This is a genomic window from Thalassospira sp. UBA4513 (assembly GCF_002388495.1).
Classification (GTDB): Bacteria; Pseudomonadota; Alphaproteobacteria; order Rhodospirillales; family Thalassospiraceae; genus Thalassospira; species Thalassospira tepidiphila.
On the sequence record NZ_DGMR01000020.1, the window covers coordinates 35,139 to 61,322 of the forward strand.

At 55.5% G+C, this 26,184-nt stretch carries 22 protein-coding genes; 6 read left to right on the forward strand and 16 right to left on the reverse strand.

What is annotated here, in order from left to right:
• Positions 1 to 289: 289 nt before the first annotated feature.
• From B2T33_RS07450 to B2T33_RS07465, 4 genes are all read right to left on the reverse strand, one after another.
• Entirely contained in the window at positions 290 to 1,267 is a 978-nt protein-coding gene (locus B2T33_RS07450) for a TAXI family TRAP transporter solute-binding subunit (RefSeq protein WP_008889649.1), read from the reverse strand.
• A gap of 206 nt (positions 1,268 to 1,473) precedes the next feature.
• Positions 1,474 to 2,304, reverse strand: coding sequence for a 3-keto-5-aminohexanoate cleavage protein (locus B2T33_RS07455; RefSeq protein WP_197145568.1), 831 nt, complete (start codon positions 2,302 to 2,304; stop codon positions 1,474 to 1,476).
• Entirely contained in the window at positions 2,304 to 3,692 is a 1,389-nt protein-coding gene (locus B2T33_RS07460) for an aspartate aminotransferase family protein (protein WP_286791621.1), read from the reverse strand. Before B2T33_RS07460 ends, B2T33_RS07455 begins: the two co-directional genes overlap by 1 nt.
• 22 nt (positions 3,693 to 3,714) lie before the next feature.
• Positions 3,715 to 4,590 carry a MurR/RpiR family transcriptional regulator gene (locus tag B2T33_RS07465; protein ID WP_064779979.1) on the reverse strand — a complete coding sequence of 292 codons (876 nt, stop codon included), beginning with the start codon at positions 4,588 to 4,590 and terminating at the stop codon, positions 3,715 to 3,717.
• Between the two features lie 279 nt (positions 4,591 to 4,869).
• On the opposite strand from B2T33_RS07465, the gene B2T33_RS07470 reads away from it, so the two are divergent.
• Entirely contained in the window at positions 4,870 to 5,949 is a 1,080-nt protein-coding gene (locus tag B2T33_RS07470) for a response regulator (RefSeq protein WP_064779562.1), read from the forward strand.
• On the opposite strand, the gene asnB is transcribed toward B2T33_RS07470, so the two are convergent.
• Both asnB and B2T33_RS07480 read right to left on the reverse strand, forming a co-directional pair.
• Positions 5,917 to 7,776 (reverse strand): asparagine synthase (glutamine-hydrolyzing), encoded by a 1,860-nt coding sequence (gene asnB, locus B2T33_RS07475; protein ID WP_286791622.1) that lies wholly within the window; start codon positions 7,774 to 7,776, stop codon positions 5,917 to 5,919. The genes B2T33_RS07470 and asnB overlap by 33 nt on opposite strands.
• Positions 7,777 to 7,787: 11 nt before the next feature.
• On the reverse strand, positions 7,788 to 8,060 hold the full coding sequence (locus B2T33_RS07480; protein ID WP_197145571.1) for a ribbon-helix-helix domain-containing protein: 273 nt from the start codon (positions 8,058 to 8,060) through the stop codon (positions 7,788 to 7,790).
• 75 nt (positions 8,061 to 8,135) lie between these two features.
• On the opposite strand from B2T33_RS07480, the gene B2T33_RS07485 reads away from it, so the two are divergent.
• Positions 8,136 to 8,921 (forward strand): phosphodiesterase, encoded by a 786-nt coding sequence (locus tag B2T33_RS07485; protein WP_286791623.1) that lies wholly within the window; start codon positions 8,136 to 8,138, stop codon positions 8,919 to 8,921.
• On the opposite strand, the gene queG is transcribed toward B2T33_RS07485, so the two are convergent.
• From queG to B2T33_RS07525, 8 genes are all read right to left on the reverse strand, one after another.
• On the reverse strand, positions 8,922 to 10,076 hold the full coding sequence (gene queG, locus B2T33_RS07490) for a tRNA epoxyqueuosine(34) reductase QueG (RefSeq protein ID WP_286791624.1): 1,155 nt from the start codon (positions 10,074 to 10,076) through the stop codon (positions 8,922 to 8,924).
• A 120-nt stretch (positions 10,077 to 10,196) separates the two neighbouring features.
• On the reverse strand, positions 10,197 to 10,664 hold the full coding sequence (queF, locus tag B2T33_RS07495) for a preQ(1) synthase (protein WP_120224514.1): 468 nt from the start codon (positions 10,662 to 10,664) through the stop codon (positions 10,197 to 10,199).
• A 3-nt stretch (positions 10,665 to 10,667) separates the two neighbouring features.
• Entirely contained in the window at positions 10,668 to 11,810 is a 1,143-nt protein-coding gene (gene tgt / locus B2T33_RS07500) for a tRNA guanosine(34) transglycosylase Tgt (RefSeq protein WP_197145574.1), read from the reverse strand.
• A gap of 6 nt (positions 11,811 to 11,816) precedes the next feature.
• Positions 11,817 to 12,869, reverse strand: coding sequence for a tRNA preQ1(34) S-adenosylmethionine ribosyltransferase-isomerase QueA (gene queA / locus B2T33_RS07505; protein ID WP_286791625.1), 1,053 nt, complete (start codon positions 12,867 to 12,869; stop codon positions 11,817 to 11,819).
• A gap of 120 nt (positions 12,870 to 12,989) precedes the next feature.
• Entirely contained in the window at positions 12,990 to 13,535 is a 546-nt protein-coding gene (locus tag B2T33_RS07510) for a VUT family protein (protein WP_064779569.1), read from the reverse strand.
• A 231-nt stretch (positions 13,536 to 13,766) separates the two neighbouring features.
• A complete protein-coding gene (locus B2T33_RS07515) occupies positions 13,767 to 15,293 on the reverse strand; it encodes an inorganic phosphate transporter (protein ID WP_040822812.1) in 1,527 nt (508 codons plus the stop codon).
• A gap of 170 nt (positions 15,294 to 15,463) precedes the next feature.
• Positions 15,464 to 19,039 carry an AsmA family protein gene (locus tag B2T33_RS07520; protein ID WP_286791626.1) on the reverse strand — a complete coding sequence of 1,192 codons (3,576 nt, stop codon included), beginning with the start codon at positions 19,037 to 19,039 and terminating at the stop codon, positions 15,464 to 15,466.
• A 135-nt stretch (positions 19,040 to 19,174) separates the two neighbouring features.
• Positions 19,175 to 19,459 carry a hypothetical protein gene (locus B2T33_RS07525; RefSeq protein ID WP_197145577.1) on the reverse strand — a complete coding sequence of 95 codons (285 nt, stop codon included), beginning with the start codon at positions 19,457 to 19,459 and terminating at the stop codon, positions 19,175 to 19,177.
• Positions 19,460 to 19,505: 46 nt separating this feature from the next.
• Here B2T33_RS07525 and B2T33_RS07530 point away from each other — a divergent pair, with 46 nt between their 5' ends.
• Positions 19,506 to 20,342: a DUF2189 domain-containing protein gene (locus tag B2T33_RS07530; RefSeq protein WP_120224508.1), complete on the forward strand. Its 837-nt coding sequence runs from the start codon at positions 19,506 to 19,508 to the stop codon at positions 20,340 to 20,342.
• A 272-nt stretch (positions 20,343 to 20,614) separates the two neighbouring features.
• The gene (locus B2T33_RS07535; protein WP_197145579.1) at positions 20,615 to 21,703 is read left to right on the forward strand and encodes a lipid A deacylase LpxR family protein; all 1,089 of its coding nucleotides are present in this window, start codon (positions 20,615 to 20,617) and stop codon (positions 21,701 to 21,703) included.
• Between the two features lie 35 nt (positions 21,704 to 21,738).
• Here the strand turns inward: B2T33_RS07535 and B2T33_RS07540 are convergent, their stop codons facing one another.
• The gene (locus tag B2T33_RS07540; RefSeq protein WP_286791627.1) at positions 21,739 to 23,172 is read right to left on the reverse strand and encodes an FAD-linked oxidase C-terminal domain-containing protein; all 1,434 of its coding nucleotides are present in this window, start codon (positions 23,170 to 23,172) and stop codon (positions 21,739 to 21,741) included.
• Between the two features lie 276 nt (positions 23,173 to 23,448).
• Entirely contained in the window at positions 23,449 to 24,156 is a 708-nt protein-coding gene (locus B2T33_RS07545) for a TIGR00266 family protein (protein WP_063088864.1), read from the reverse strand.
• 249 nt (positions 24,157 to 24,405) lie between these two features.
• On the opposite strand from B2T33_RS07545, the gene B2T33_RS07550 reads away from it, so the two are divergent.
• Together B2T33_RS07550 and B2T33_RS07555 are read left to right on the forward strand one after the other, a co-directional pair.
• Complete coding sequence (locus tag B2T33_RS07550; RefSeq protein ID WP_252723964.1) at positions 24,406 to 25,440, forward strand: sensor domain-containing diguanylate cyclase; 1,035 nt, start codon at positions 24,406 to 24,408, stop codon at positions 25,438 to 25,440.
• Positions 25,441 to 25,597: 157 nt separating this feature from the next.
• The gene (locus B2T33_RS07555; protein WP_197145581.1) at positions 25,598 to 26,074 is read left to right on the forward strand and encodes a GNAT family N-acetyltransferase; all 477 of its coding nucleotides are present in this window, start codon (positions 25,598 to 25,600) and stop codon (positions 26,072 to 26,074) included.
• Positions 26,075 to 26,184 lie beyond the last annotated feature (110 nt).

Here is a 26,184-nt window from a genome sequence, read left to right on the forward strand (position 1 = left end):
TCGGCTGACGGGCCCCTGTATCATTTTCCGCAATCAGGTCCTGCAGCCCCTGATCGACGGACACATTTTCCGTATTCTTGTCGTCAGTCATCACAAACTCCCGGTCACTACGAAAGCCATTTGAACTGGGGGTCCAGAAACAAAAAGCCTCCGTCGACACACACCCGGTCCCCTACGGAGTACTCCAACACCTAAATGGCGGTGTTCATTTTATTCAATTTTTGTGAGCAAACCCGTCGGGCGCAAAAGAAAAACGGAGGGCGACAAACGCCCTCCGTCCCAAGCCTGATTACATCAGGCCAGCTTCTTTGTAGTACTGAGCTGCGCCGTCATGCAGCGGAGCCGACAGGCCGTCCTTGATCATTTCTTCTTTTTTCAGGACTTCAAATGCCGGATGCAGCTTTTTGAAGTCGTCGAAGTTTTCAAAGACTGCTTTGACAACGTTGTAGACGATGTCGGCATCGGTGTTGGTCGAGGACACAAAGGTCGCACCGACACCAAAGGTCACAACGTCATCCGGGTTACCACGATACATGCCGCCCGGGATGGTGGCTGCACGGTAGTAAGGGTTGTCAGCGATCAGCTTTTCAATTTCAGGGCCAGCAACTTCAACCAGAACCGAATCACAGGCAGTGGTTGCTTCCTGGATCGAGCCGGACGGGTGACCAACGGTGTAGATCATCGCGTCGATCTTGTTGTCGCAAAGCGCCTGGGACTGCTCAGCCGGCTTCAGTTCGGATGCCAGCGAGAAGTCATCAAGGGTCCAGCCTTTGGCAGCAAGAACGATGTCCATGGTGCCGCGCTGACCGGAACCCGGGTTACCGATGTTCACGCGCTTGCCTTTGAGGTCGTCAAAGGTCTTGATGCCGGCATCTGCACGGGCAACAACGGTGAACGGCTCCGGATGGACGGAGAATACAGCGCGCAGGTCTTCGAACGGACCCTGGTCTTCGAATTTCGAAGTCCCGTTATAGGCATGGTACTGCCAGTCAGACTGGGCAACACCCATGTCCAGCTCGCCGGTACGAATGGTGTTGATGTTGTAGACCGAACCACCCGTGGATTCGACCGAGCAACGAATGCCGTGCTCTTTGCGATCCTTGTTGACCAGACGGCAGATCGCGCCACCGGTCGGATAGTACACACCAGTCACACCACCGGTACCGATGGTGATGAAACGGTTTTCCTGTGCCGAGGCCTGACCGGCAAACAGCGAGGCGCCAGCAATCGCAGCGACTGCACCCGCTACAGCGATAAGTTTTTTCATTAGGATTCGCTCCCTTTTTACACCCTATTATCAGGCATTCAAATGTTCGACATCGAACAACTGAATCAAACGGAAACATCAGAAAAATCAGATGTTTCGACGATGGGGATTATAGTGTCCGACTTGGCGGAATAAAACCCTATAACCCCGAAACCTCCTGACGAAATTCAGTATTTGTGCGTATTGTCCGGTTCTTTTTGCCCCTCCTACCACATGGGTTGCATAATCTGGCGGGCCTGTTCACCTGTCGCGATCTTCCGCCCCATCAGGATCGAACCATCATGTGCCTGGGCAATAAGATCAGCATTGTTCGAAGCAGGCGATCCGTCAACCCTAAGGTGATTATTTTCAAATCCGATACGCGCATGACCACCCAGTCCAGCGCCCGTCAGAATGCAGGCGTTTTCATAAGGCCCAAACGCACACAACATCCATTCCGAGACATATGAACTGGCCCCGATAAACGGCAAAAGTTCAAAGGGTTGCGACACCTGCCCTTCGGTGTAGCGCCCCAGCACGAACAAGACCGGGAATTTGTCGCCGGGCAGAACGCCGATTTCAACAAGCTGGTTAAAGCGCGAAATATCTTCGGGGGCATACAGGATCAGTTGCGGTGCGATTTTGGCTTCGCGCATGAACTCGAAAAACGATTTGACCGCATTGAGGTCAGCATCAACGGGTGCAATTTCACGCACAGCGATTGATACCGCCTCTGGCCGCAGGTTTCTGATCATTTCCATCTGCTGCTGGGCTGTGTAGATGCCAACCGCCTCGGTCGTGACCTGCAACAGCATATCGTCACCAACCGATGATCTGACCTCGGTCAGCATTTCGCGATAACGACCAACATCCAGACTGTGTTTTTGATCCTCATCGCGGACATGCAGATGCATCATCGATGCACCGGCGGCCTTGCATTCCAAAGCCGTCCTTGCGACTTCGGCCGGCGTGATCGGAATGTTTGGCAAATCGGCCTTTGTCTTGCGCGCACCATTTGGGGCCGAGGCAATCAGAAACGGTTTGTCACCATATCCCATCACACCATTCCCTCGGCCTTAAAGACATCATCAAGCGCAGCTGCAAACAGATCGACAATCTTGGCGACATCGTTTTCATCAATGATGAAGGCCGGGGCAAACAACACATGGTCACCGCGAACGCCATCAATCGTGCCGCCCATCGGATAGGCCATCAGACCGCGTGCAAAGGCCGCCTTCTTGATCTTGGCATTGATTTTAAGGGTAGGATCAAACGGGTCCTTGGTTTCACGGTCCGCGACAAGCTCCACCCCGCGAAACAGGCCGCGTCCACGGATATCACCAACAAACGGATGCTGGCCGAGTTTTGCCTCAAGTGCCGCGACAAGGTTTTCCCCCTGTTTGACGACATTGGTCAGAAGGTTGCGTTCCTTGATGGCGCGTTGGGTCGCAAGCGCAGCCGCACATGCTGTTGCATGCCCCTGATACGTGTGACCGTGCTGGAAGAAACCCGATCCATTGGCAATGGCATCGTTGATTTTCTTTGACACAAGCACGGCACCAATCGGCTGGTAACCTGCCCCAAGTCCCTTGGCGATGGTTTGTAGATCGCCAGAAATGCCTTCCTGCTCAATCGCATGCAGGGTGCCGGTGCGTCCCATGCCGCACATGACCTCATCAAGGATCAGCAACACACCATACTGATCACAAATTTCGCGAACGCGCTTGAAGTAGCCCGGCACCGGTGCCAGTGCCCCTGCCGTTGCCCCGACAACCGGTTCGGCCACGAATGCCGCCACGCTTTCCGCCCCAAGTTCAAGGATCGCGGTTTCCAGTTCATTGGCAACACGCAGGCCATAGGCCTCTGGCGTTTCATCGTCACGCTGATCGCGATACTGATAAACAGGTGCGATGTGACTTGCGGTGATCAAAAGTGGCTCAAACTGTTTGCGCCGCCACATATTGCCTCCAACCGACAACGCGCCAAGTGTATTGCCGTGATAGGATTGGCGACGGGCAATGACGTATTTACGGTCCGGCTGCCCGATTTCGAGAAAATACTGGCGCGCCATTTTAAGCGCGGCCTCAGTGGCCTCCGACCCGCCAGAAACAAAATAGACTTTGTCGATGCCTTCGGGCGCCGATGCGACCAGTTCATCGGCCAGTTCTTCCATCGCATCGGATGAAAAGAACCCGGAATGGGCATAGGCAATCTGATCAATCTGCGCATGCATGGCAGCACGGACATCCGGGTCAGAATGACCAAGGCATGACACAGCCGCCCCACCGCAAGCATCAAGATAACTCTTTCCGTTCTGGTCAAAAATATAGATCCCCTCGCCCCTGACGGCGCGCGGCGGAATGGATGTGCTCGTGCGGTGCAGAACACGGGTTCCGGCATTCGGGACCGGGGCAGAGGATTGGGCAGAGTTTGACGCGTTGGTCATGATCGGGCGTTCCGTGAAGTGACTAGTCTTCGAGATATGTATCAAAGACAGCGAGTTGTTCTTCTGCAGCGGCAATCCGTTGCAGGGCCTTGGGGCCACCCCGCGCAACCAGCAGGGCAACAAGGGCCTGCATCACGGAAAGGGCGGCGGTAAAACTTTGGAAGAAGGACTGCGAGGTGTCGCGCACCACAAGTTTGCAATGCGCATCCATCGCAATCGGTGAAACATCAGAGTCTGTCACTGCGATGACCGGGCAGTGTTGGGAGCGGGCAAACTCAACCGCACGCACCGTATCGCGGATATAGGGTTTTGCCCCGACAGCAATCATGATGTCACGTCGCCCGATACCGCGCAGTTCATCGCCAAAAGTACCGGAATGGCCATCGACCAGGACGCCATTGTCGCAAAACAGCCGGTAGGCATAGGCAAACTGGAAGGCAGCCGGGTATGCCGCACCCCGCCCGACGATGAAGACCTGCCGGGCGTTTTCAATCGCCTCGCAGGTGGCAATCATGCGTGACACAAGATCCGGCGCGTAAGCGTCGCTGATATTGTCGATTTCGGTGCGGCAAATGCTTTCAAGAAGATGCTGGTCCCGGTCGACATCATTGTCGGTCTTTTGCGTTTCGCGCGCGCGCCGGGCGTAGCTTGCGGGCTGATCAAGCAACCGGCTTTGATAATGATCCCGGAAGTCCTGCCAGGTTTCGACGCCAATCGCAGTCATCAACCGGGTGACCGTACTTGGCGGCACATTTGCCGCACGGGCCAGTGCCCGCATGGAACGCAAGGCGACATCATTTGGATGATCCAGGATATAGCGCGCAGCCTTTTGCATTTGCGGACTAAGCTTTGCGTAATCCGAAATAAGCTTTTCACGCAGATCAGTTTGCAAACCCATCACCCGAATATCCATGCCCTGTCAGGAAGACCAAGATTACGCCACAGGCTGCCGCCACACACAACAGATGTTTCAAAAAATAAAACGTACGAAACATATGTTTCGCATCTCTGTTTCATCTTTGGGACCGGGACATTAGGTGTGACGCCTAAAAAACATGGACTTATTAGAAAAAACTGTAAAAATAACTGGACTCACAAATGAAACCTTTGCGTTTCATACGGAAAATTCAAATGCGCCCTTTGATGGAAACCGGGGCGCCGAATCGGTCGATGTCCAATGGAAACGAAGATCATCGAGGCCCTTAATCAGGCACAGACAGGCATTGCGCTGTTTGATGCAGACGAACGGATTGTCTTTGCCAATCCGGCTTGGGAACAATTGATCTCCGGAATTGCCGAGGAAGACCTGATCTTCAATGAGACCGAACTTGCCGATGGCGGCATGCTTTCAGTGTGCTTCGTCAAGCCGCAAGTCCCTCAGTCCGAACGTCTTGAAGCGGCCAGCTCTGCCAATGATGCCAAAATCGGCACCGTCATCATTGCCGATGACAGCGAAAGCAACCGCATGGTGGCACGCCGCATTCTGCAGGCCGAGGGATATGGCATTGTCGAGGCCAGCAATGGCCAGACGGTGCTGAACATGCTCAAGCGCGGGGTGAATGCCGACCTGATCCTGATGGATGTCGAAATGCCCGATATGGACGGGCTGCACACCACCCGCCGCATCCGCCATATGAGTGGTCCGGTTTCGCGCACGCCGATCATTGCATTATCCGCCCATCAGTCGCGTGACTGGAATGTTATTGCCCGCCAGTCGGGTGTTGATGATTTCATCAACAAGCCCATCCAGCGGCAAAAACTGATCAAAACCATGCAGGAACTGATCACCCGGCGCAGCGGCACCACAGGCGATCCGAACGCAGCCCAAAAACGCAGCAAGGGCGCACGGATCGGTCGTCCGTATCGCCCAGAATCCCTGACCAGTCCGGTTCTTGATGTGCGTATTCTTGAACAGCTTTACACCGATGCCGGGGATGAAGGTGCGGGATGCGGCATCGAGATTTTCATCAATGAAACGGAATCCCGTCTGGTCAAGATCGATAAGGCCCTGTCAGAGGATGACATGACCACGGTGCGCAACGAAGTTCATGCGCTTAAAAGCACATCCGGCACCTTTGGATTGCGCCAGCTTTCCGAACTTTGCGAAACCACCCAATCCGTATTCGAAGACAATGACCCGGATGAAGACCGCCTGCTGTCACTCTCGCGCCAAGTGGTGCAACTGGCCCCGACGGCCCTGACTGCACTCAATCTGTATCGCAGATCACGCAGTATCAGCAGCGCGCCACATATCTGATCCATCCACTTCAAGCCAGATTTGCCAGACCATCAGCGCCCAGACACTAAGCGCCATATCCAGATCTTTGCCCGAAACAGCACGCTTCCAATACGCCGTCTTGTGACCCTGCGTAATGGCGACATCGGCGAAGATCGCCTCAAGAATTCGGTTCTCATCCCCCCACAGATATCGGGCAACACCCAAAAGCCACGTCGCGACGGGCGGATTAAACCCGATTTTGTGGTGTTGAACATGCCCCGCTGGCAGATAGGGGGTGATTGCCTGACGCCACAGGGGTTTGGGACCGTATTTAAGGTGTTGCTTGGCTGGCACTGCCGCGGCGATGCGCACAACATCGTGCCCCAAAAGCGGCAAGCGATATTCAAGCCCATGGGCCATCCCGCAACGATCCGACATCAAAAGCTGATTGCCCGGAAGCGTCACATCGCGATCAAAATGCATCATCGCGTCTGTCAGGCTGCCACCTATATCAGGATGCTGCGCAATTCTGGCGTCGCATTCGGGCATCACACACCGGTTGTTCCAGAAGGCGAAGGCATGATTGCGCGCCCCTGATCCACCAGCAAGAAAGCGATGAAATTCTCGTCGACTGTCCGCGCCATACAGCTTTGCCGTCAGTCGCCTAATCGGTCTTGGCACATGGCGCCAATATGTCTCGTAAAGCTGTGCGGCCCGATATCGCGGATAACCACCAAACAGCTCATCCCCGCCATCGCCTGACAGACATACTTTGACATCCCTGCTCACCGCTTTTGCAAGGCATCGCATCAGAACAATCGACGGATTGGCAAACGGCCCACCAACACTGCGCAAGGCCGCCACAAGCTCCTGATAGATGTCCTCTGGCTGCGTCGGGGCTGCAACGACATGCAGTTCTTGGCCGAGATGCCGACAGAGTTTTTGCGCAGCCTCCGTTTCATCAATGGCCGGATCATCAAACCCCATCACGAATGCCTTGGGAATACTCTGTCCGCGTTCGCGCGCAATATCGCACGCCAATGCCGCGACACCCGCACTATCCAGCCCCCCCGAAACCAGACATCCCAATTCGCAATCCGCATCCATCGCGTCGGCAACCGAATGACGAACAGCAGACAACAAACCGCCCGCCGTCGGCATCTGCAAAGCCTTGTCGGCCCGATATGCCGGGTGCGCGATGTGGCCTGTGGAAACCTCGCCCGCCTGCCAGCGCATGAGCGTGCCGGGCGGAAGAAGTTTTATGGCCTCTTTCCCGGTGTTCGGTGCAGGCACAAACAGATGGGCAAGATATGTCGATTTGACTCTCTCATCACGCACCAGCGGAGAAATTGCAGAAAACGCCGATATCTCTGATGCAAAGGCAATATGACCGTCTGGACGGCTCAAAACATAGAGCGGCTTGATGCCCAGCGGGTCACGCGCCAGCCACAGGCAGGATTGCGCCACATCCCACAATGCAAGCGCATATTGCCCCGACAAGGTTTGGAGTACCTGTGCAGGATCATTTCCCTGCCGGATTGCGCCGGACATCAACTGCAGAACAAGTTCCGCATCATTCCGGGTTTGGAATGCCAGGCCGTCGCGGGTTGCCGCCTGTATCCTGCACCGATGTCCCCCGATATAGCCGTTGAAAACCAGAACAAATCGCCCGTCCGTGCTGATAAGCGGTTGGTTGGCCTGCCCCGTCAGATCGGTGGTGGCAAGGCGTACGCAGCCAAGGGCGATCTTTCCATTTGGGTCAGACCAGACACCCGAACCGTCCGGCCCCCGATGGGCAAGACGTTGGAGCATCGCATCCACGGCACTGTGATTTTCTGGTTGGGTTGAGCCCGAGATGCCACACATGGATGCCCTGCTTAATTCCGGTCGCTGAGGCTTTCAGGATCGGACCGTTCAACTTCGCCCGCGCCACCTGCCAACCGATTTTGCAGGTCGCGCAGGACAAACAGCCGCAATGCACTCGACAAGTTGCCTTCGCGGTCGGTATCAATTTCGACAACCAGTTCGGCCAATGTCATGGCGCGACGCTGTGCAATGCCGACCAGTTCTTCCCAGAAGGCATCTTCAAGCGAAAAACTCGTCCGGTGGCCGGCAATTGTCACTGATCTTTTACGAACGGCATCTTCCATCGGTGTTTAAATCTTTAATTCCGGCGCAAAAACGACCATGATTTCAAAAGCTTTCCGCCATGATAGGGCATCGACATGAAATTCATACATCTTTCCGACCTTCATATTCTGGCGCGAAATGATGTGTCGCGCTTGCCTGATGCGGCCGCGACACTCCGCAAGGTCATTGACGAGGTAAACACCTATCACAGCGACGCGGAAATCTGCATCATCACCGGCGACATCACCCACCGAGGGACGCCGGAACAGTATGAAAATGCTGTCGATATTTTATCTGATCTTGCCATTCCCTATCTGATTATTCCGGGCAATCACGACATCCGCGAAGCATTTTGTGATGCCTTCCCGACAACGGAAACCGACACCCATGGCTTTGTCAATTTCGGGCAAACCTTCAACGGCGTGCGTTTTGTCATGATGGATAGCATCGTGCCCGGCCATCATCACGGCACGCTTTGTGCGCAACGCCTTGACTGGCTGCGCGACGAACTAACGGCACATCGGGACACGCCAACCTTCCTGTTCATGCATCATCCGCCGATGGCAATGGGCCTGCCATTTATGGATACCATTCGCCTGGATGCCGAAGACGCACTTGGTGAAATCGTATCAAGCAACCCGCAAATCAAACATCTGTTCTTTGGCCATCTGCATCGCCCGGCAACAGGTACCTGGCTGGGCGTCCCGTTTGTTTTGGGCAACAGCACCCAGTCGGGTGAACCGCTTGATTTCCGCCATGAAAAAGAAGAAGAGCTTCAGGACCCCAACCCGCTTGGGCCGGGCTATGGCATTGCCTTTGCCGATGCCAAGGGCGGGCTTCGTTATCACTTCAATTTCGTGAAGTTCGATATGCAATTGTGATCAGTCGGCGTTACTGGCCTGATCCCATTCCGCCAGAACAACCGGGTCACTTTCGATTTTAGCGTGAATGTCCTTGAGACTGGCAAATTCAGCAGCACTCATCAGTTGCGACAGGGCCCAGACCGCACTGGCACGGATCAGGGCACTTTCATCTGATAGCAGATTTTCAATGCGCGGGATCAGGCGCGGCGCCTTGCTATTGCCGGCTGCAATCAGAACATTGCGCAGGAAGTTCGCCCGACCGATGCGCTTGATCGGCGATCCGGTAAAGAACGCCCGAAACCCGGCGTCATCCAGATCAAGGAAATCGGCCAACCTTGGTGCCGTCAGTTCGACGCGCGGGATAAAGGCCAGTTCTTCGGTCCGGCTGGCAAACTTGTTCCACGGGCACACGGCCAGACAATCATCACAGCCATAAATGCGATTGCCCATCGGTTTGCGGAATTCCCGCGGGATCGGCCCGTCATGTTCAATCGTCAGATACGAAATGCACCTGCGCGCATCAAGCTTATAGGGGGCCGGAAAGGCATCGGTCGGACAGGCCGACAGGCATTTGGTGCACGACCCGCAATGATCGACTTCCGGTTCGGCTTCCGGCAGATCAAGGGTCGTAAAAATCTCGCCCAGAAACAGCCAACTGCCAAATTCGCGCGACACAAGGTTGGTGTGCTTTCCCTGCCACCCGATCCCGGATGCCTGCCCCAACGGCTTTTCGAGAACCGGCGCAGTATCGACGAAAACCTTGACCTGTTCCGCCCCGCCCGACTGTTCAATAACCCAGCGTGCCAACTGCTTCAGGCGCTTTTTGATCAGGTCGTGATAGTCCTTGTTCTTGGCATAAACCGAAATCATCGCCCGGTCGGGATGATCCAGCAGTGCCATCGGATTTTCCGCCGGGCCATAATTACTACCAAGGACAATCACTGATTTGACATCGGGCCACAGCATTTCCGGGTCGCGCCGGCGCGGCAGGCGTTCAGGATCATTCATCCACGCCATCGAACCGTATTCACCACCCGCGACAAATTCATCAAGACGTTGCTGATTACGCGCATCAATTTTCGGACGCGCCACACCACAGACATCAAAGCCGATTTCACGGGCTTTGGCCTGAAGCAGTTCAAACGTGATATTTTGGCGCGTCCTGGTGGTCATGGCATCCGTTCAATCATCCGGCCTGTTTATTCTTTGGCGCGTTATATCGCCTTCCAATCATAACGCAAAAGGCCGCAACATGATGCTGCGGCCTTTTTAACAAACTCATAAACGCAGGCTCTAGCCCCGCCCGCGATACGGGGCCACGCCCTGTTCGGGGATCCAGACACCTTCGGGTGCCGGTCCGGTCTGGTAGAACACGTCGATCGGAATCCCGCCGCGCGGATACCAATACCCCCCGATACGCAGCCACTTCGGATCAAGGGTTTCGACAATCCGCTTGCCGACCTTGATCGTGCAATCTTCATGGAAAGATCCATGGTTGCGGAACGACGTCAGGAAAAGCTTCAGCGACTTGCTTTCAACCAGCCAGTCACCGGGCACATAATCAATCACCAGATGGGCGAAATCCGGCTGGCCGGTGATCGGGCAAAGGGATGTGAATTCAGGTGCGACAAACCGCACGCAATAATCGGTTCCGGCCTGAGGGTTTTGTACGCGTTCCAGAACCGCTTCGTCTGGCGATGCCGGCTGTTGGGTGTCACCGCCCAGCATGGTCAGGTTGTCGTAGATGGTTTGATCAGCCATGGCTTAGTCCTCGATAATCGGCATGGGATCGATGTCCCCGCCTTCCTGTCCGGCATGGAAATCGCGCGCGAAGGCGTCCATGCGTCCGTCGGCAATCGCTTCGCGCATGCCACGCATCAAGTCCTGATAATAAGCAAGGTTATGCCAGGTCAGCAGAACCGCACCGAGGATTTCCCCCGCCTTGATCAGGTGATGCAGATAGGCACGCGAATATTTCGTGCAGGCCGGGCAGCCGCACTGATCATCCAGCGGACGATCATCATCGCGATGGCGGCCGTTTTTAAGGTTCAGCGTCCCGCGATGGGTAAAGGCCTGTGCATTGCGCCCGGACCGGGTCGGCAGCACACAGTCAAACTGATCGATCCCGCGCATCACCCCACCGACAAGATCGGACGGCTTGCCAACCCCCATCAGATAGCGCGGCTTGTTGGCAGGCAGCATATCAACGCAGAAATCAAGCGTATCAAACATGATCTGCTGGCCTTCGCCCACCGCAAGACCACCAACCGAGTGGCCCGGCAGGTCGAGCTCAGCCAGCTTTTCGGAGCTTTCACGCCGCAGGTTTTCAAAAACGCTGCCCTGCTGAATGCCATAAAGCGCATAGCCCTCGCGGTTAACAAACGCATCCTTCGACCTCTTTGCCCAGCGCATCGACATCTGCATGCTTTCGCGCGCTTGCTGTTCGGTTGCCGGGAACGGGGTGCATTCATCAAACGCCATGGTGATGGTCGATCCCAAAAGATGCTGGATTTCCATCGAGCGTTCGGGTGTCAGGTTGAACTTGCGCCCGTCGATATGGCTTTTAAACGTCACACCTTCTTCGGTGATCTTGCGCAGCTTCGCCAGTGACATCACCTGATACCCACCGCTATCGGTCAGGATCGGCTTGTCCCAGTTCATGAATTTGTGCAGGCCCCCCAGACGTGCGATGCGTTCTGCACCCGGACGCAGCATCAGGTGGTACGTATTGCCCAAAAGGATCTGCGCACCCGTGTCGGCAACGTTTTCCGGCAGCATGCCCTTCACCGTGGCGGCCGTCCCCACCGGCATGAAAGTCGGCGTATCAATCACGCCGTGCGCGGTGTGGATGCGCCCCAGACGGGCCTTGCCATCCTGGGCAAGCAATTCATAGCGAAATTCGGTCATCGGTTCTTATGTCCGTGCATCAATTTTGTTGGCGCATTCAAGCAGGCTGCAATCGCCATAGGAATAAAAACGGTATTCGTTGTCGATAGCGTGCTGATAGGCCGCCTTCATCCGCTCAAACCCGGCAAAGGCCGACACCAGCATAAACAGGGTCGAACGCGGCAGGTGGAAATTGGTCAGCAACATATCCACTGCGCGGAATTTATAACCGGGCGTGATAAAGATGTCGGTCTCTGCCTCGAACGGTTCAACCACCCCGTCCTCGCGCGCCGCACTTTCGAGCAGACGCAGAGACGTGGTCCCGACCGCAACCACACGCCCGCCATTGGCGTGCGTCTCGTTGATCAGATCGGCGATTTCCTTGCTGATCGAACCCCATTCGGCATGCATCTTGTGATCATCGGTATCATCGACCTTGACCGGCAGGAAGGTACCCGCCCCGACATGAAGCGTAATCGTCCGGCGATTGATCCCGCGCGCATCCAGATTGGCCAGAAGTTCCGGGGTAAAATGCAAACCCGCCGTCGGGGCTGCCACCGCGCCATCCTTTTGGGCAAAGATGGTCTGATAATCTGATTTATCCTGATCATCGCCACCGGCGTCACGCCGGATATAGGGCGGCAGCGGCATCACGCCGTATTTTTCGAGTGCCGCAATCAGGTCAGCACCGGATTTGTTAAAGCGCAGGGTCACTTCGCCGCCGTCCTTCTTGGCAAGAACTTCGGCTTCGAATTCGTCATTGACCTTGAAGGTTTCCCCGATGCGCAGCTTCTTGGCCGGTTTGGCGAAGGCCACCCAGGTGCCAAGGCCTTCCTGTTTATGCAGGGTAACCTCAACCTTGGCATCCCCACGTTTGCCAAACAGGCGGGCCGGGATCACACGCGTATCATTTGAAATCAGCAGATCACCGGAACGCAAAATATCGGGCAATTCGCGCACGATGCGGTCCTGCATTCCTTCGCCTGACAAATCAAGCATACGGGCAGCATCACGCGGATTGGCCGGATGTTCGGCAATGCGTTCGCGCGGCAATTCAAAATCGAACAGATCGACTTTCATGGATCAGGGAAATTCCGCTCAATTAAAAAAACAAATGAAGGGGCGTGTTATGCGCCCCTTCAGAAGAAATCACAAGGTCACGGACGGCATATCTGATACGCCTTAGGGTCCAAACCGATATCAGCCGCGGGCCGGTTCCGCATCAGTGCGCGGTGTAATCACCGTCATCAAAAGACGGAACGGCGCCAGACAGGTAAGCGCCATGATCATCTTGGCAGCGAAATCACCCATCGCCCAGGTATCCCACGGAAGACCCGTACCGGCAAACGCGATCGAGAAGAACAAGGCGGTATCAACCGCCGACCCGATGCCGGAAGACACCAGCGGTGCTTTCCACCAGCTTGCACGGCGCAGTTTGTCAAACACGGTCACATCAAGCATCTGGGCAATCAGAAACGCCGAACCCGATGCGATGGCAATGCGCGTATCCGCAACGATCAGGGACAGAACAACCGCCAGCGCAAAACCGGCCAGCACGACAACCCGTGCCGCCGCCGCACCGCGGGCACGGTTGGTCAGGTCCGTAACAAGGAAAGCGACCGGATAGGTAAAGGCACCATAGGTCAGCCAGTCCGCCAGAACGCCGGGCAGCGGGTATTCGACCAGAATGTTCGATGCAACAACGGTCACCGCCATGGCGAGGACACCGAAAATGATCGCTTTCATCTGTTAGCCCTTCTCATCAAATGAACCCACGCATAACAAAACTCGCGGCCCACCATACTGGGCGACGATCACGAACGGATTCTGTGTAACTTTGGTGCGGCTGTTTACGCGCAGACCAAGGTCCGGTCAAGGAAAAACGGCGATCAGGAAAACCTGATCGCCGCTGCAGATCGCTGCAAGTCGCCCCGGGGAAAATGGGGCGCCGCGCCGCGAAACCATATTCGTTTTAAGTTACAGCATGATGCCACGAATGGTGAAGAACAGAAGCGCGCCGAGGAAGGCACCGGCCGGAACCGTCACCACCCACGCGGTTGCAATCGTCACCGCATAGCGACGACGCACCAGAAGACGCTTGCGCATTTTCTTCTCGGCCTTTTCGGCCTCACTCGGGTCAATCTGACGAAGCGCTTCGATATGTTCATCGCCCTGTTCGTTTTCCGGACGGTCCACCAACATCGGCGATGCGACCTTACGACGGCGATGCGACAGGCTTTCACGCAGGAAACCAACCCCGAACACAGCACCAACCGCAATGTGGGTCGAACTGACGGGAAGACCCAGTGCAGATGCGACAATCACCGTAAGGGCCGCCGACAATGCCACGGTATAGGCACGGATCGGATCAAGCTTGGTGATCTTTGATCCAACCGTCTTGATCAGTTTCGGACCAAACAGGATCAGACCGGCAGAAATACCAAGCGCGCCGATGACCATCACCCAGATCGGGATCGGGGCCGAGGTCACGATCTGACCGCTATCAACACCGGAAACAATGGCGGCCAGCGGACCAATCGCGTTGGCAACATCGTTCGAGCCATGCGCAAAGGACAGCAAGGCTGCTGAGACGACAAGCGGAATGCGAAACAGCGATGCGATTTCCTTGCGACGGCCGGTCATGCTGGCCGAAGCACGGAAGACGGCCTTGCGAACCGGGATCACGGTCAGGAAGAACGCGGCAACACCAATGGCGATCACAACCGGTGTTTCGGCCTTCCAGATTTTCTTCACACCCTTCATCATCAGATACATCGTGAAGGCCGAGACCATAACGCCGACCAAGATCGGAACCCATTTGCGTGCAGCGGTCACGCGGTCTTCGGTGTAAAGAATGCGGAATTTGATAAAGGCCAGGAACCCGGCAGCAATCAAACCACCCAGAACCGGCGAGATCACCCAACTTGCGGCGATTGTGCCCATGGTCGGCCAGTTTACCGCCCCAATGCCAACGGCGGCCATACCAGCCCCCATGACACCACCAACAATCGAATGCGTGGTTGAGACCGGCGCGCCAAACCAGGTCGCCAGGTTCAGCCAAAGGGCCGCGGCCAGAAGGGCTGCCATCATCGCCCAGACAAAGGTTTGGGCATCGGGCATTTGGGTGGGATCAATAATGCCGTTCTTGATCGTGCCGACAACATCGCCACCGGCAATGATCGCACCGGCGGCCTCGAATATGGCCGCAATCAAAAGGGCACCAACCATGGTCAGCGCCTTGGAACCCACAGCCGGACCAACATTGTTGGCAACGTCGTTGGCCCCGATATTCAGCGCCATATAACCACCGATAACGGCGGCGGCGATCAGGAAGCCACTTTGCGGCAGTCCGCCCATGTGAAAGGCGACAAACGCACTACAGGCAAGCAGGAAGACAAGTGCCAGACCAAGCTTCGCACTGATCGATGCTGTTTCACCCAGCCCCGCATCCATGCGTTTTTGCCACTTGAGATCCTTATCCAGAGCAGTTTTCTTTACCGACATAATCAACCGTTACCATCAAAGGGAATCGACGGGCGGATCATGTCGAAGCCGGACCTCTTTGTTAAGGTTTTTTTGCTGTTTTATGACGACCTTCGGATAAGTCTTTGAGGATAAAGAAAAACGGCCCCACAAAACGGGGCCGTTTTCCAACATTTTCAAGGGATTTGATATCAGCGACCGAACTGGTTCAAAAGCCCCTTCAGCAGGCCTTTGGCCGCATCCTCGGCAGAGCCGCCACCAGAGCCACCCGTTCCCGATGAATCATTGCTTGATCCGCTGCCGCCCAGTGCCTTGTCGATCAGGTTGTCGAGAACCCGAACGGCAACCTTGTCCATGCGTCCGGTGATGACCGGATCATCGATCTTGCCTTTGGCATAGACGCTGAACGGCGGCAATTCTTCGATCTTTTCGGAGAAATCGAAATCAGCCTGCGTATCCATCACCCAGCGCGGCAAATCAAGGGTCGCATCCGCATCCGCTGTGCCGACCCGCGACAGTGCTTCGACACGGGTGGTTTTGGCAATGCCGTTAGTGATGGTCATGTCGGCTTCAAGCGATTGCATGAGATCGTTGTTGCCAACACCTTCAACCACCATGGCCTGCGGGCCCTGACGCAGAAGTGCTTCGATATTCAGGCGCGGATCCGGCGGCCGTTTATCGGCATTACTGAACCGCACATTGTTCAGAACCAGATTGGCTGTACCGTTCAGGGCCGACACCAGACGGCGGGATGTATTGCCCTGCGCATTGGCATCAAATGTCAGTCCCAGTCCGCCAAGGATGGTGTCACTTGCCACCCGGATCGGCACCAGACTTTCGATCCGCGCACTGTCCAAACGACCGGCAAGGGCCAGTTTGGGCACATCAGTGTTGCGCGCATCAAAGGTGCCGTTAATCGCAAGATCCCCCTGCCCCAGAAGCCCGGTAAAGCTCGGAATGCTGAGAAGCCCGTTAACCAACGTTGCCTTCAGATCCGGATTGATCAGGCTGTAGGTATCGAAATCAAGCTGATCCAGGGCAACCGCAATATCAGCATCAATCGAACGAAGGGCCGAGACATCAATCACGGTGTCATCCCACGGCGTGCCGTCGCGGGCATCAACGCGCGTAACCATCGTGGTTTTCGGCAGATTGAACGCTGCCTTGCGCGGGCCGCTGCCCATACCGGGCATCAGGCTTGCACGCTTTTCTGCTGGCAGGAACGGATCCACCACAAGCTTGCCACCGGAAAGTGCGACAGAAAGCTTGGGCTGTGCCTGTGAAGCATCAAAGCGCACGTTGCCCGACGTTTCAAATGCGCCGAGGATAAGCTTCAGCCCATCGACCGCGACATTCTGCGCATTGCCCTTCACAGTGCCGGAAACTGCCAGTCGGCCGAGATTGCCCGATGGCGTGTAGGTTGGTGCCAAAAGCTCCAGCGCACGGTTCAGGCTGGATGCCTGAACGGCAAGCTTGCCATCAATGCCGGGATTACTGCCGAGCATCTCGGAAACTACGCCATCAAGAGCAACCTGCAAAAGCGGGTTGGACACATCAAGCGCAACCCTCGGCCCGGTGACCGGGCCATTCAGGTCCAGATTTGCCTGAACACTCTTGTAACTGCTTGCCGGTGCCGGGAGGGTAATACCCGTCAGCTTCGCCAGCGGCTCCAGCGTTTTGGCCGTGATACGCACGGACAAATTATCAAATGCCGGCACATCGGCCGAACCGTTGAATGCGCCCTTTGCACTGGCGGCAAGGCCTGCTGCATCGGCAACCGCAAAATTGGTCAGGGTAATATTCGGACCATTGAGGCTGCCATCAATTGAAATGCCACGTACCGACACGCCAGAGGAGATGATCTCGTCAGCGGCCAGTCGGTAATTTGCGGCCATGCCCTCAAGCGGTGCCAGCGCATCCTTGATGATCTTGACCATATCCTGCTTGGCAGCAGACGCATTGCCCGCATCCGATGAAGATGCAGCACCGGTCGATGTATTGCCGCCCGCCTCAGAAGTCGTAGAGACGGAAACGTCCGCATCCGGCGCAGCTGCGATATACTGATCAAGGTTGATCCGGTCGAGCTTCAGACCAATGCCCAAGGCAGGCAGGCCCGATCCGCCGAGATTGGCAACAACGGCCCCGCGAATGGCGGTATCATCGACCCGCAGATCAAGATCGGAAATATTGAGTTGTTCGGATGTGCCCTTGATCCCGCCGGTCAAGGAGAACCGGCGAAGACGATCAGCACGAATGCCGTCGACATCAACACCCAACCAACGCATGACCGCACGAATGTTTTCGGATGCCACTTCATAGCTAAGTGCGGCACTCAAGTCCGGCGTATTACCCGAAATGCTGCCAAAGACAGATACATCTGTCCCGCCGGGAAGACCGGCAGAGACTTCGTTCAGCGTGATCTTGCTATTGGCAATTGCGGCGTTGATCCGCGCATTATGGACCGGCGTCTGGTTGTAGATCAGGGTTTCGACTTCAAAATCGATCGACGCCTTCAAATCCGCCGGGATCGCCGGTGCATTGGCAGCACCGTTTTTCTTGACCGAGCTTTGCGACGGGATCGATTGTGCGCCACCTGCCGCGTCGCTTGATGCTTCCGGCGCGCTGTTGGCGTCACTGGACGCAGGCGATGCGCCTGTATTGCCCATATCGGCCAGAACAAGGATGCTATCAAGATCAAGCTGATTGAAGCGAAGCGCAACATCGGCATTGAGGCTCGGTTCCTGATCGATGGCAATCGCGCCAGATCCGCGGGTTTCACCAAACCGGATCGAAAGATCATTGAGCGTTACCGATTTGGCATTGGCCGTGATGTGCCCGCCAAGATCAAACGGCTTGGCCGCTATATCGGGAATGTCGGCATCGTCGCCGGCAATCCGAAGGGCGGCTTCGCGCAGGTCATCGAAATTGCCATCAATCTCGCCGTCGAAACCGGGATTATCCGTTGAAAGATCGACACGTCCGGCAACGGTGACACCACCATCGACCTCGTCAATGCCCAGTTTCAGGCTAACCGGGAACGGTGCAGTCTGGCTGATCTGCCCGACATTCATCGCAAATGTTAGCGGAATACCGCGATAGAAAACATACCCTTCACCCTCCATCGGGCCATTCAGGGTCTCTGCCGATATACCAAGGGTAAGCCCCTCGATCCGTTCTTCGGAGCCCGGCGCGCGATAGATGATGGTCGCGTTTTCAATTTCCAGACGGTCGACCTGAATGGTGCTGGCGAAATCACTGTCGGTGCTGTCCGTAGCATCAGCCTTGCCCTCGGCGCTCTCGGCTGGTGCCGGGGTGGTTTCAGTACCTGTACCCGGCGTGCTGATCGTTCCCGCGTCCGGGCCGGAACGTGCGGCCTGCGCTGGGTCAAATACCAGATTGTTCGAACCATCTTCAAAGGTCTCAATCGCGATCACCGGATTGATCAGGCTGACTTCGGTCACCTGCACATTGCCGGTCAAAAGCGGCATCAGCGCAACGGAAACCCGGACCTCGTCAATCGACACCATTTCGGCATCCTGTGCGCCCGGTACATTGCCAAGGCTGACATCCGTTGCCGACAGGGATGGTGACGGGATCAGCGACATCGACAGATCGCCCGCAAGATCAAGCTCACGTCCGGTCGCCTCGCGAACAGCCTGGCTGACCTCGGCCTTATAGCCATTCCAGTCAATCAATGACGGAATGATCAGCAACGCGGCGACAAGAACCACGAGAAGTGCACCAATTGCGACAAGGATTTTTTTCAACAGTCAGGCTCCGCTAGATCGCATGGTCGCCCCGCCCAAAAAGGCCGCGACCCACAAAGGTTTGATTTCTTGTTCGAAAGCATAAGGCTCGTGATGACTCTCGCAACAGAAAATGGCCAAAGATTAAAGCTAATTTCAGGCAAGCTTGATCCATCCGTAACGCCGGGATCGTGCGATGAGTTCCATCGGCACCATCTTCATGTGTGTCAAAGCAGGGCTTTGATCAAGCATCGGGCAGATATTGCACTGTTTTGAAAAATTAAAAATAGAACCGGAATACCCGGAAAGAAAACCTTTAACGCCATTTGCGAATTTACCAAACGGCGAAATACGTAGTTTAAAATCAATTGGATGGTGGAAATCGGCCTCCGAAATGATACATTTTATAAAACAGAAAAAGAATTCAATCCTGACTTTCATTCCACCCGGATGATCGTTGTACGCAATCGCGACAGGGAGGATTAAAATGACCGATACAATAATCGAAACGCCGGAAAAAGCGGTCGACGCCGGTCAACGCGGAATCGTTGTACGCACCATCACCACCGACCAATCAGGCGCCTGGCTGCAAGCAGGCTGGCGCGATTTCAAACGAACCCCGGCCATCGGCCTGACCTATGGGGCGTTTTGCACCATTGCCGGTTGGCTGATCGTGCTCAGCATTTTCCGTTCTGGTGAACCTTATCTGACCTTGCCACTTGCGGCGGGCTTTATGCTGTTGGCACCTGTGCTTGCGGTTGGACTTTATGAAACCAGTCGCCGTCTTGAGATGGGCGAAAACGTTACCCTGTGGCACAGCCTGAATGGTTTTCGTCGCAATCCCGGCCAGATCGGCGCCATCGGTGTTTTGCTGATGTTGTTCTTTTTGGCGTGGACACGCATTGCGATGTTGCTTTTTGCCCTGTTTTACAACGGCACCATGCCATCGCTTGATGTGCTGGTCTGGCAAACCTTCTTCTCGCGCGATGCAATCACCTTCCTGATTACCGGCGGTTTGCTGGGTGGGGTGTTGGCGGTGATTGCCTTTGCGGTATCGGTGGTATCGATCCCGCTTCTGGTTGATCGCGATGTCGATGTGATTACCGCCGTTATCATCAGCGTTTCGGCGTTTCGCAAAAACTGGAAGGTTTTGATTGGATGGGGGGCCGTGATTGCCATCCTGTCTGCTTGCGGGATGGTCGTCTTCCTGTTCGGGCTTGCCATCACCATGCCGCTTCTGGGCTTTTCAAGCTGGCATGCCTATCGCGGGATCATCGATGAAAGTCAGGCTGAAGTCGCCCGCCTGCGCCGTCAGGTTCCGTAAGCATCTTTCTGCTAACTGATCTGTAAACGCCGCCCATTCCAAGGGCGGCGTTTTTTGTTGCGCAAATTATTTGCGCAGAACCGACGCATGCATGGGAACAAATATCTCGACCAGCAGTTTAAGCTTTGTGGCGATTGACCTGCGTATAAGGCAGCGAGATATCGATCACGCACCCGCAAACTTCACTGGCGTCGTTGCCATAAATTGTCCAAGATCAGTCGGCAACAGATCAGCATCTGGCAACCATCTGCATTTACGAGTTATTTTTGATCATGCATCAAGCCCGTGCGCTCCGCCACGTTATCGCCGTTTCCGCATCCCTGTTCGCGCTGCTTGCGGGTACCCAAGGGGCTTTTGCACAAACCAATACAGCCGATGGCCCGCAATCTACCCGGACCCCGGATGACAAATGGGGTGTATCGCTTTCGGTTGAAAACGATCTGTTCACGCCGACAAACAGTGATCAGCATTACACCAACGGTGTGCGGCTTGCCTTTATCTCGCCAGAGGATAATGCCCCGGCGAGCTTTCTGAACGTTGCCAAGCAAATCCCGTTTTTCGCATCCGAGGGGCGCATTCGCACCAGCTATTCTTTGGGCCAGACCATGTACACGCCCGACGACATCACGGTTGCTGAAAATCAGCCCAATGACCGCCCATGGGCCGGGATGCTGTATGGCACGGCGGGGCTTTTGTCGGATACTGGTCTGCAGAAAAATGGATCGGATAGTAACTATTCGCGCATTGATACGCTGGAACTGACCCTTGGCGTGGTTGGTCCGGCATCGCTTGCCGATGAAACGCAGTCGTTTGTGCATAAGCAAATCAATAGCCCCCACCCCGAAGGCTGGGACAATCAGATCAAGAACGAACCGATAATTGGCCTGACCTATGAACGGAAATATCGTGGCTGGTTCGAAGCCGATCTGTTGGGTGTTGAATTTGACGCCACCCCGCACGGGGCCGTGACGCTGGGCAACGCCTTTACCAATGCGGAACTGGGCACGATGTTCCGGATGGGCTTTGACCTGCCGGCTGATTATGGCCCGCCGCGCATCCGCCCCAGCCTGCCGGGATCGGATTTCTTTGTTCCCGACACCGAAGGCTTCCCGCTGAGCGGTTATGTCTTTGCCGGTTTTGCCGGGCGTTATGTGGCGCGTGACATCACCCTTGATGGCAACACCTTTGCTGACAGTGCTTCGGTCGATAAGGAACCATGGGTTGGTGATTTGCAGATCGGTCTTGCCGTGATCATCGGTCAGGCGCGCCTGACCTACACCCATGTTTATCGCACCCCGGAATTCACCGCCCAAAGCGGGGCGGACCAGTTCGGGTCGCTTTCGCTTTCCTTCCGGTTCTGATCCGAAAACAAAAACGGGGCCAAATGGCCCCGTTTTCAATGAGATATCCCTATTGGTCTGATGATATCAAGACCCGGGATCAGCTTGCCCGGATTCATCAGACCTTTGGGATCAAGGGCGTTTTTGATCGCCCGCATGACGGCAATGGTGTCTTCGCCATGCTCTGTCACCATGAAATCAAGCTTGCCATAGCCAATGCCATGTTCGCCGGTGCAGGTGCCGCCAAGTTTAAGCGCCCGTTCGACCATGCGCTTGTGCAGACGGTTGGCTTCTTCCATCTGGGCCGGATCCTCGGGATCCAGCAGGATCAGGGTGTGGAAGTTGCCATCGCCGACATGACCGATGATCGTGCAGGTCAGCGGGCTGGCATCGCAATCAGCACGGGTTTCAGAAATTGCCTCGGCCAGTTTGGAAATCGGCACACAGACATCGGTCGGCATGCCGGCCTTGCCCGGTTCAAGCTGAAGCGACGCGTAATAGGCCTTGTGACGTGCGGCCCAAAGCTTGTTGCGGTCTTCCTGGCGGGTGGCCCACTGGAATTCCTCGGCACCGAATTCCTCGGCAACCGATTGGACGAATTCTGCCTGTTCCTTCACCCCGGCTTCGGTGCCATGGAATTCGAAGAACAGGGTCGGGGCTTCCTTGTGGTCCAGCTTGGAATAGTTATTCACTGCACGGACCTGCAACGGATCAAGGAACTCGATACGGGCGACAGGAATGCCAGCCTGGATGGTCAGGATGACGGTGTTAACCGCATCTTCCACCGTCGGGAAGGCGCAGACGGCGGCCGACATCGCCTCGGGGATACCATACAGCTTCAGGCCGATTTCGGTGATAACACCCAGCGTTCCTTCGGAACCGACAAACAGACGGGTCAGGTCATAACCGGCTGATGATTTACGCGCGCGGTTGGCCGTTTTGATGATTTTGCCATCCGGGGTCACCACGGTCAGGCTAAGGACGTTTTCACGCATCGTGCCATATCGCACCGCATTGGTACCTGACGCACGGGTCGCCGTCATCCCGCCGATGGAGGCATTGGCACCCGGATCAATCGGGAAGAACAACCCGGTATCGCGCAGATGATCATTCAGCTGTTCACGGGTCACACCGGCCTGAACGCGGCAATCAAGATCCTCGTTATTAACCTCAAGGATGTTGTTCATCTGTGAAACGTCAATGCAGATACCCCCACGCAGGGCGGCGACATGCCCTTCAAGCGACGAACCGGTACCAAACGGCACAATCGGAACTTCGTGCGCAGCACACAGCTTGACCACCTCGGCCACTTCCTCGGTCGAGTGGGCAAAGACCACAGCATCCGGTGGCGATGCTTCATGCCAGCTTTCGTCCTTGCCATGCTGTTCAAGCACGGATGCGGCCGTCGAAAGCCGATCACCAAGCATCTCGCGCAAGGCGTTGATCAGACTTTCCGGGGTTTCGATACGTTCATATTCACGAACTGACATGATTTTACTCTTTCGGCCTGTGTGGTCCTGATGGCGGCTGTCGCTTCCCGGTGCGCCTCAAATCTGTGGGGAAGACAGCACCGGATAGAAATTTGGCAAACACCCTACGCCGAGATGCCCGAAATTGGTATTACCTTTTGCCCAAACCTTGCAAAAAATTCTTACGGTCGGGATCTGAAAAGGATGTGGAGATATCGCGCAAGCCCAAGTTCTGGCGATATCTCCACCCGTTTTTGACACCATGAAACGGCATCGGATTACGCAGGGCCCGATGCCCTAGCCCTTGTTGCGATCCTGTGGCAGGGCGGCGGCAATCCGGTCTGCCAGACGCGCGAATGGCAGGCTTTGCAGCCAAACTGTCCCCGGCCCTTCCAGGGTCGTGACGAACAGGCCTTCGCCGCCGAACAGCGCGTTGGTAAACCCGCCAACAAACTTGATCGAATAATCAACCGATGGCGTCATCGCGACCAACGCACCGGTATCCACCCGAAGCGTCTGGCCCGGCTTAAGATCCTTGCGAATAATCGTGCCGCCCGCATGCATGAAGGCCAGGCCATCGCCGCTCAGCCGTTGAAGGATAAAGCCCTCCCCACCGAAAAGACCTGCGCCGAGTTTTTTGGAAAAGGCGATATCAATATCTATGCCCGATGCCGCGCACAGAAACGCATCCTTCTGACAGATAATCTCACCACCATGTTCACCCAGATCAAGCGGCACCACCTTGCCCGGATAGGGGGCGGCAAAGGCGACATGCCCCTTGCCCGATCCTTCATGGACAAAGCTTGTGATAAAGAATCCCTCGCCCGTCAGCATGCGCTTGAAGCCGGAAAACAGCCCGCCACCGGTACCGGTCTGCATGGCGATGCCATCGCTCATATACATCATGGCGCCAGCTTCTGCCCGGACGCCCTCGCCCGGATCGAGTTCGATTTCAACCAGCTGCATCTCTTCGCCATGGATCGTATAATCGATCACGTCTGCCATCTGGGCGTCTCCTGCTTTTCTGAACTAACCGTGCTTTACGGCCAAGTTTGGAACCTCGCGGTTTCAATCGCAAGAAAAAGGGGCAAAAACACGACAAGCGCCCCCAAAGTCACCAAAGACCATCAATTTTGCAGAACTATACGTGAGACTGAAACACCCTCGTCAAGATGTTGAAGCGAAAGCATTTTGTTAAGAGGTTTCGTATAGTCCTAATAATACCATGCTATAATGTATATTACGGCGATCAGGATGATTGATCGGCTTCGGACAAAGGCACTTGCGATGGTCTTGCTTAGGAAATTCGACTGGATCACTCAGGACGAGGTGATGAAGGCGTCGCTTGATAAGTGGCAACGTGTCGTCGACCTGATGACGCAGCTTCTTGGTGCCACGGCCGGATATGTTGTCGAATATAATGACAAGATCGGTTTTCGCGCCGCCCTGACAAGCAAGAACCCGGAAAATCCGTTTCCCGAAGTTTCGGGAAAACCGCAATCGCTTGACGCCAATTTGTATTGCCGCCGGGTGGTTGCCACAAAGTCAGCCTTTTACGAACCCGACGCCAGCAACAAGCCCGAATGGGCCGACAATCCCGAAGTCGTCGAGGAAGGCTATATTTCCTATTTCGGGGTGCCGCTTTTGTGGCCAAATGGCCTGGTTTTCGGGACCCTTTGCGTGTTTGACACCAAAGCCACGCAGTATGAAAACCCGTTGCAGGAATTGATGGAGGTCTTTCGCGACCTGATCGAAGCCGATTTGCGCCTGTACGAGCAATACGAAATCATGCGCAACCTCTCGATGACCGATCCGCTGACCGGCATGAACAACCGCGCCGGGTTTGAGATGCTGGCCCATCAGAAAATCCGCATCGCCAAACGCTATCACCACAATATCGGGATCATCTTTATCGATCTTGATGACATGAAACACTGGAACGATGATTACGGCCATGCCGCCGGGGATGCTGCCCTTCGTGCCGTTGGCAAGGCGATCACAGACAGCATCCGCGAGGTTGATATTTGCGGGCGCATCGGCGGGGATGAATTCGCTGTTCTCGGCTATGTGCGCAATCGCGGCGATCTGACGACCATTGTCACCCGTGTGCGCAACGCCCTTGATCACGTCAAACTTACCGTGCCGACCGCCAAATCCCCGATCCGCGAAACACCGCAAATCAGTTCCGGTGCGTCGGTCTTCTTCGAGCCGCTTGATAAAAGCCTTGAGGACATGATGGCGATTGCCGATCTCGAGATGTATCGCGACAAAAAAAGCCGCCGCAAATAATCGCCCACCAACGCTTGGCCCAGCGACTGCCTGCGCATATCCGAACTGTCATCCCCACCCTTGAAGGCAGTATGTCATTAACCTCCCGGTATTGTTTTTAAGTGAAACTGATCTCAAAGGGTCTGACCCGAAAGAACAATGACTTAGAGCGCACGACATGCAAATACGCAAAGGCACCGCAGACGACCTGCCTGAAATACGTGCGATTTCCGAACGCACGATAGAGCTCGGCTGTCTGGTCGAAGACCTTGATGAGACAACCAGCATCCATGCCCGCAGTGTGATTGAATTGGCGGTTGATGCCTTTTCCGCCAGTGTGCAGTCTGACAATCACTCGGTCTATGTCGCCGCCCGCGACGATAATCTTCTGGGCTATGTCATTGCCATCCATGATGCCCCTGAAATCCGCTGGATCGTTGTTGATCCCGCAGCACAAGGCACTGGTGCGGGCAAGGCATTGATGATTGCCGCCCTTGATGCCCTGGCCGAACGCGGTGTGCGCAGCAATGTGCGCCTGACCGTCCCGGCGGCCAATGAACGCGCCAAGGCGTTTTACCGCAAGTTCGGCTTTATGGTCACCGGCCCGATCAATGACCAGAAAGTCCCGATGATTGAAATGCAGCGTGCCGCTTGACAAATGCGCGCAATCGGACAATTTTTCGTCCGAACCTTAATCGGAGATTTTATGTCAGAGTCCCGGCACAGCCGCTGATCGCGGTTTGACAGCCTTGCGTCTTTCCTGCT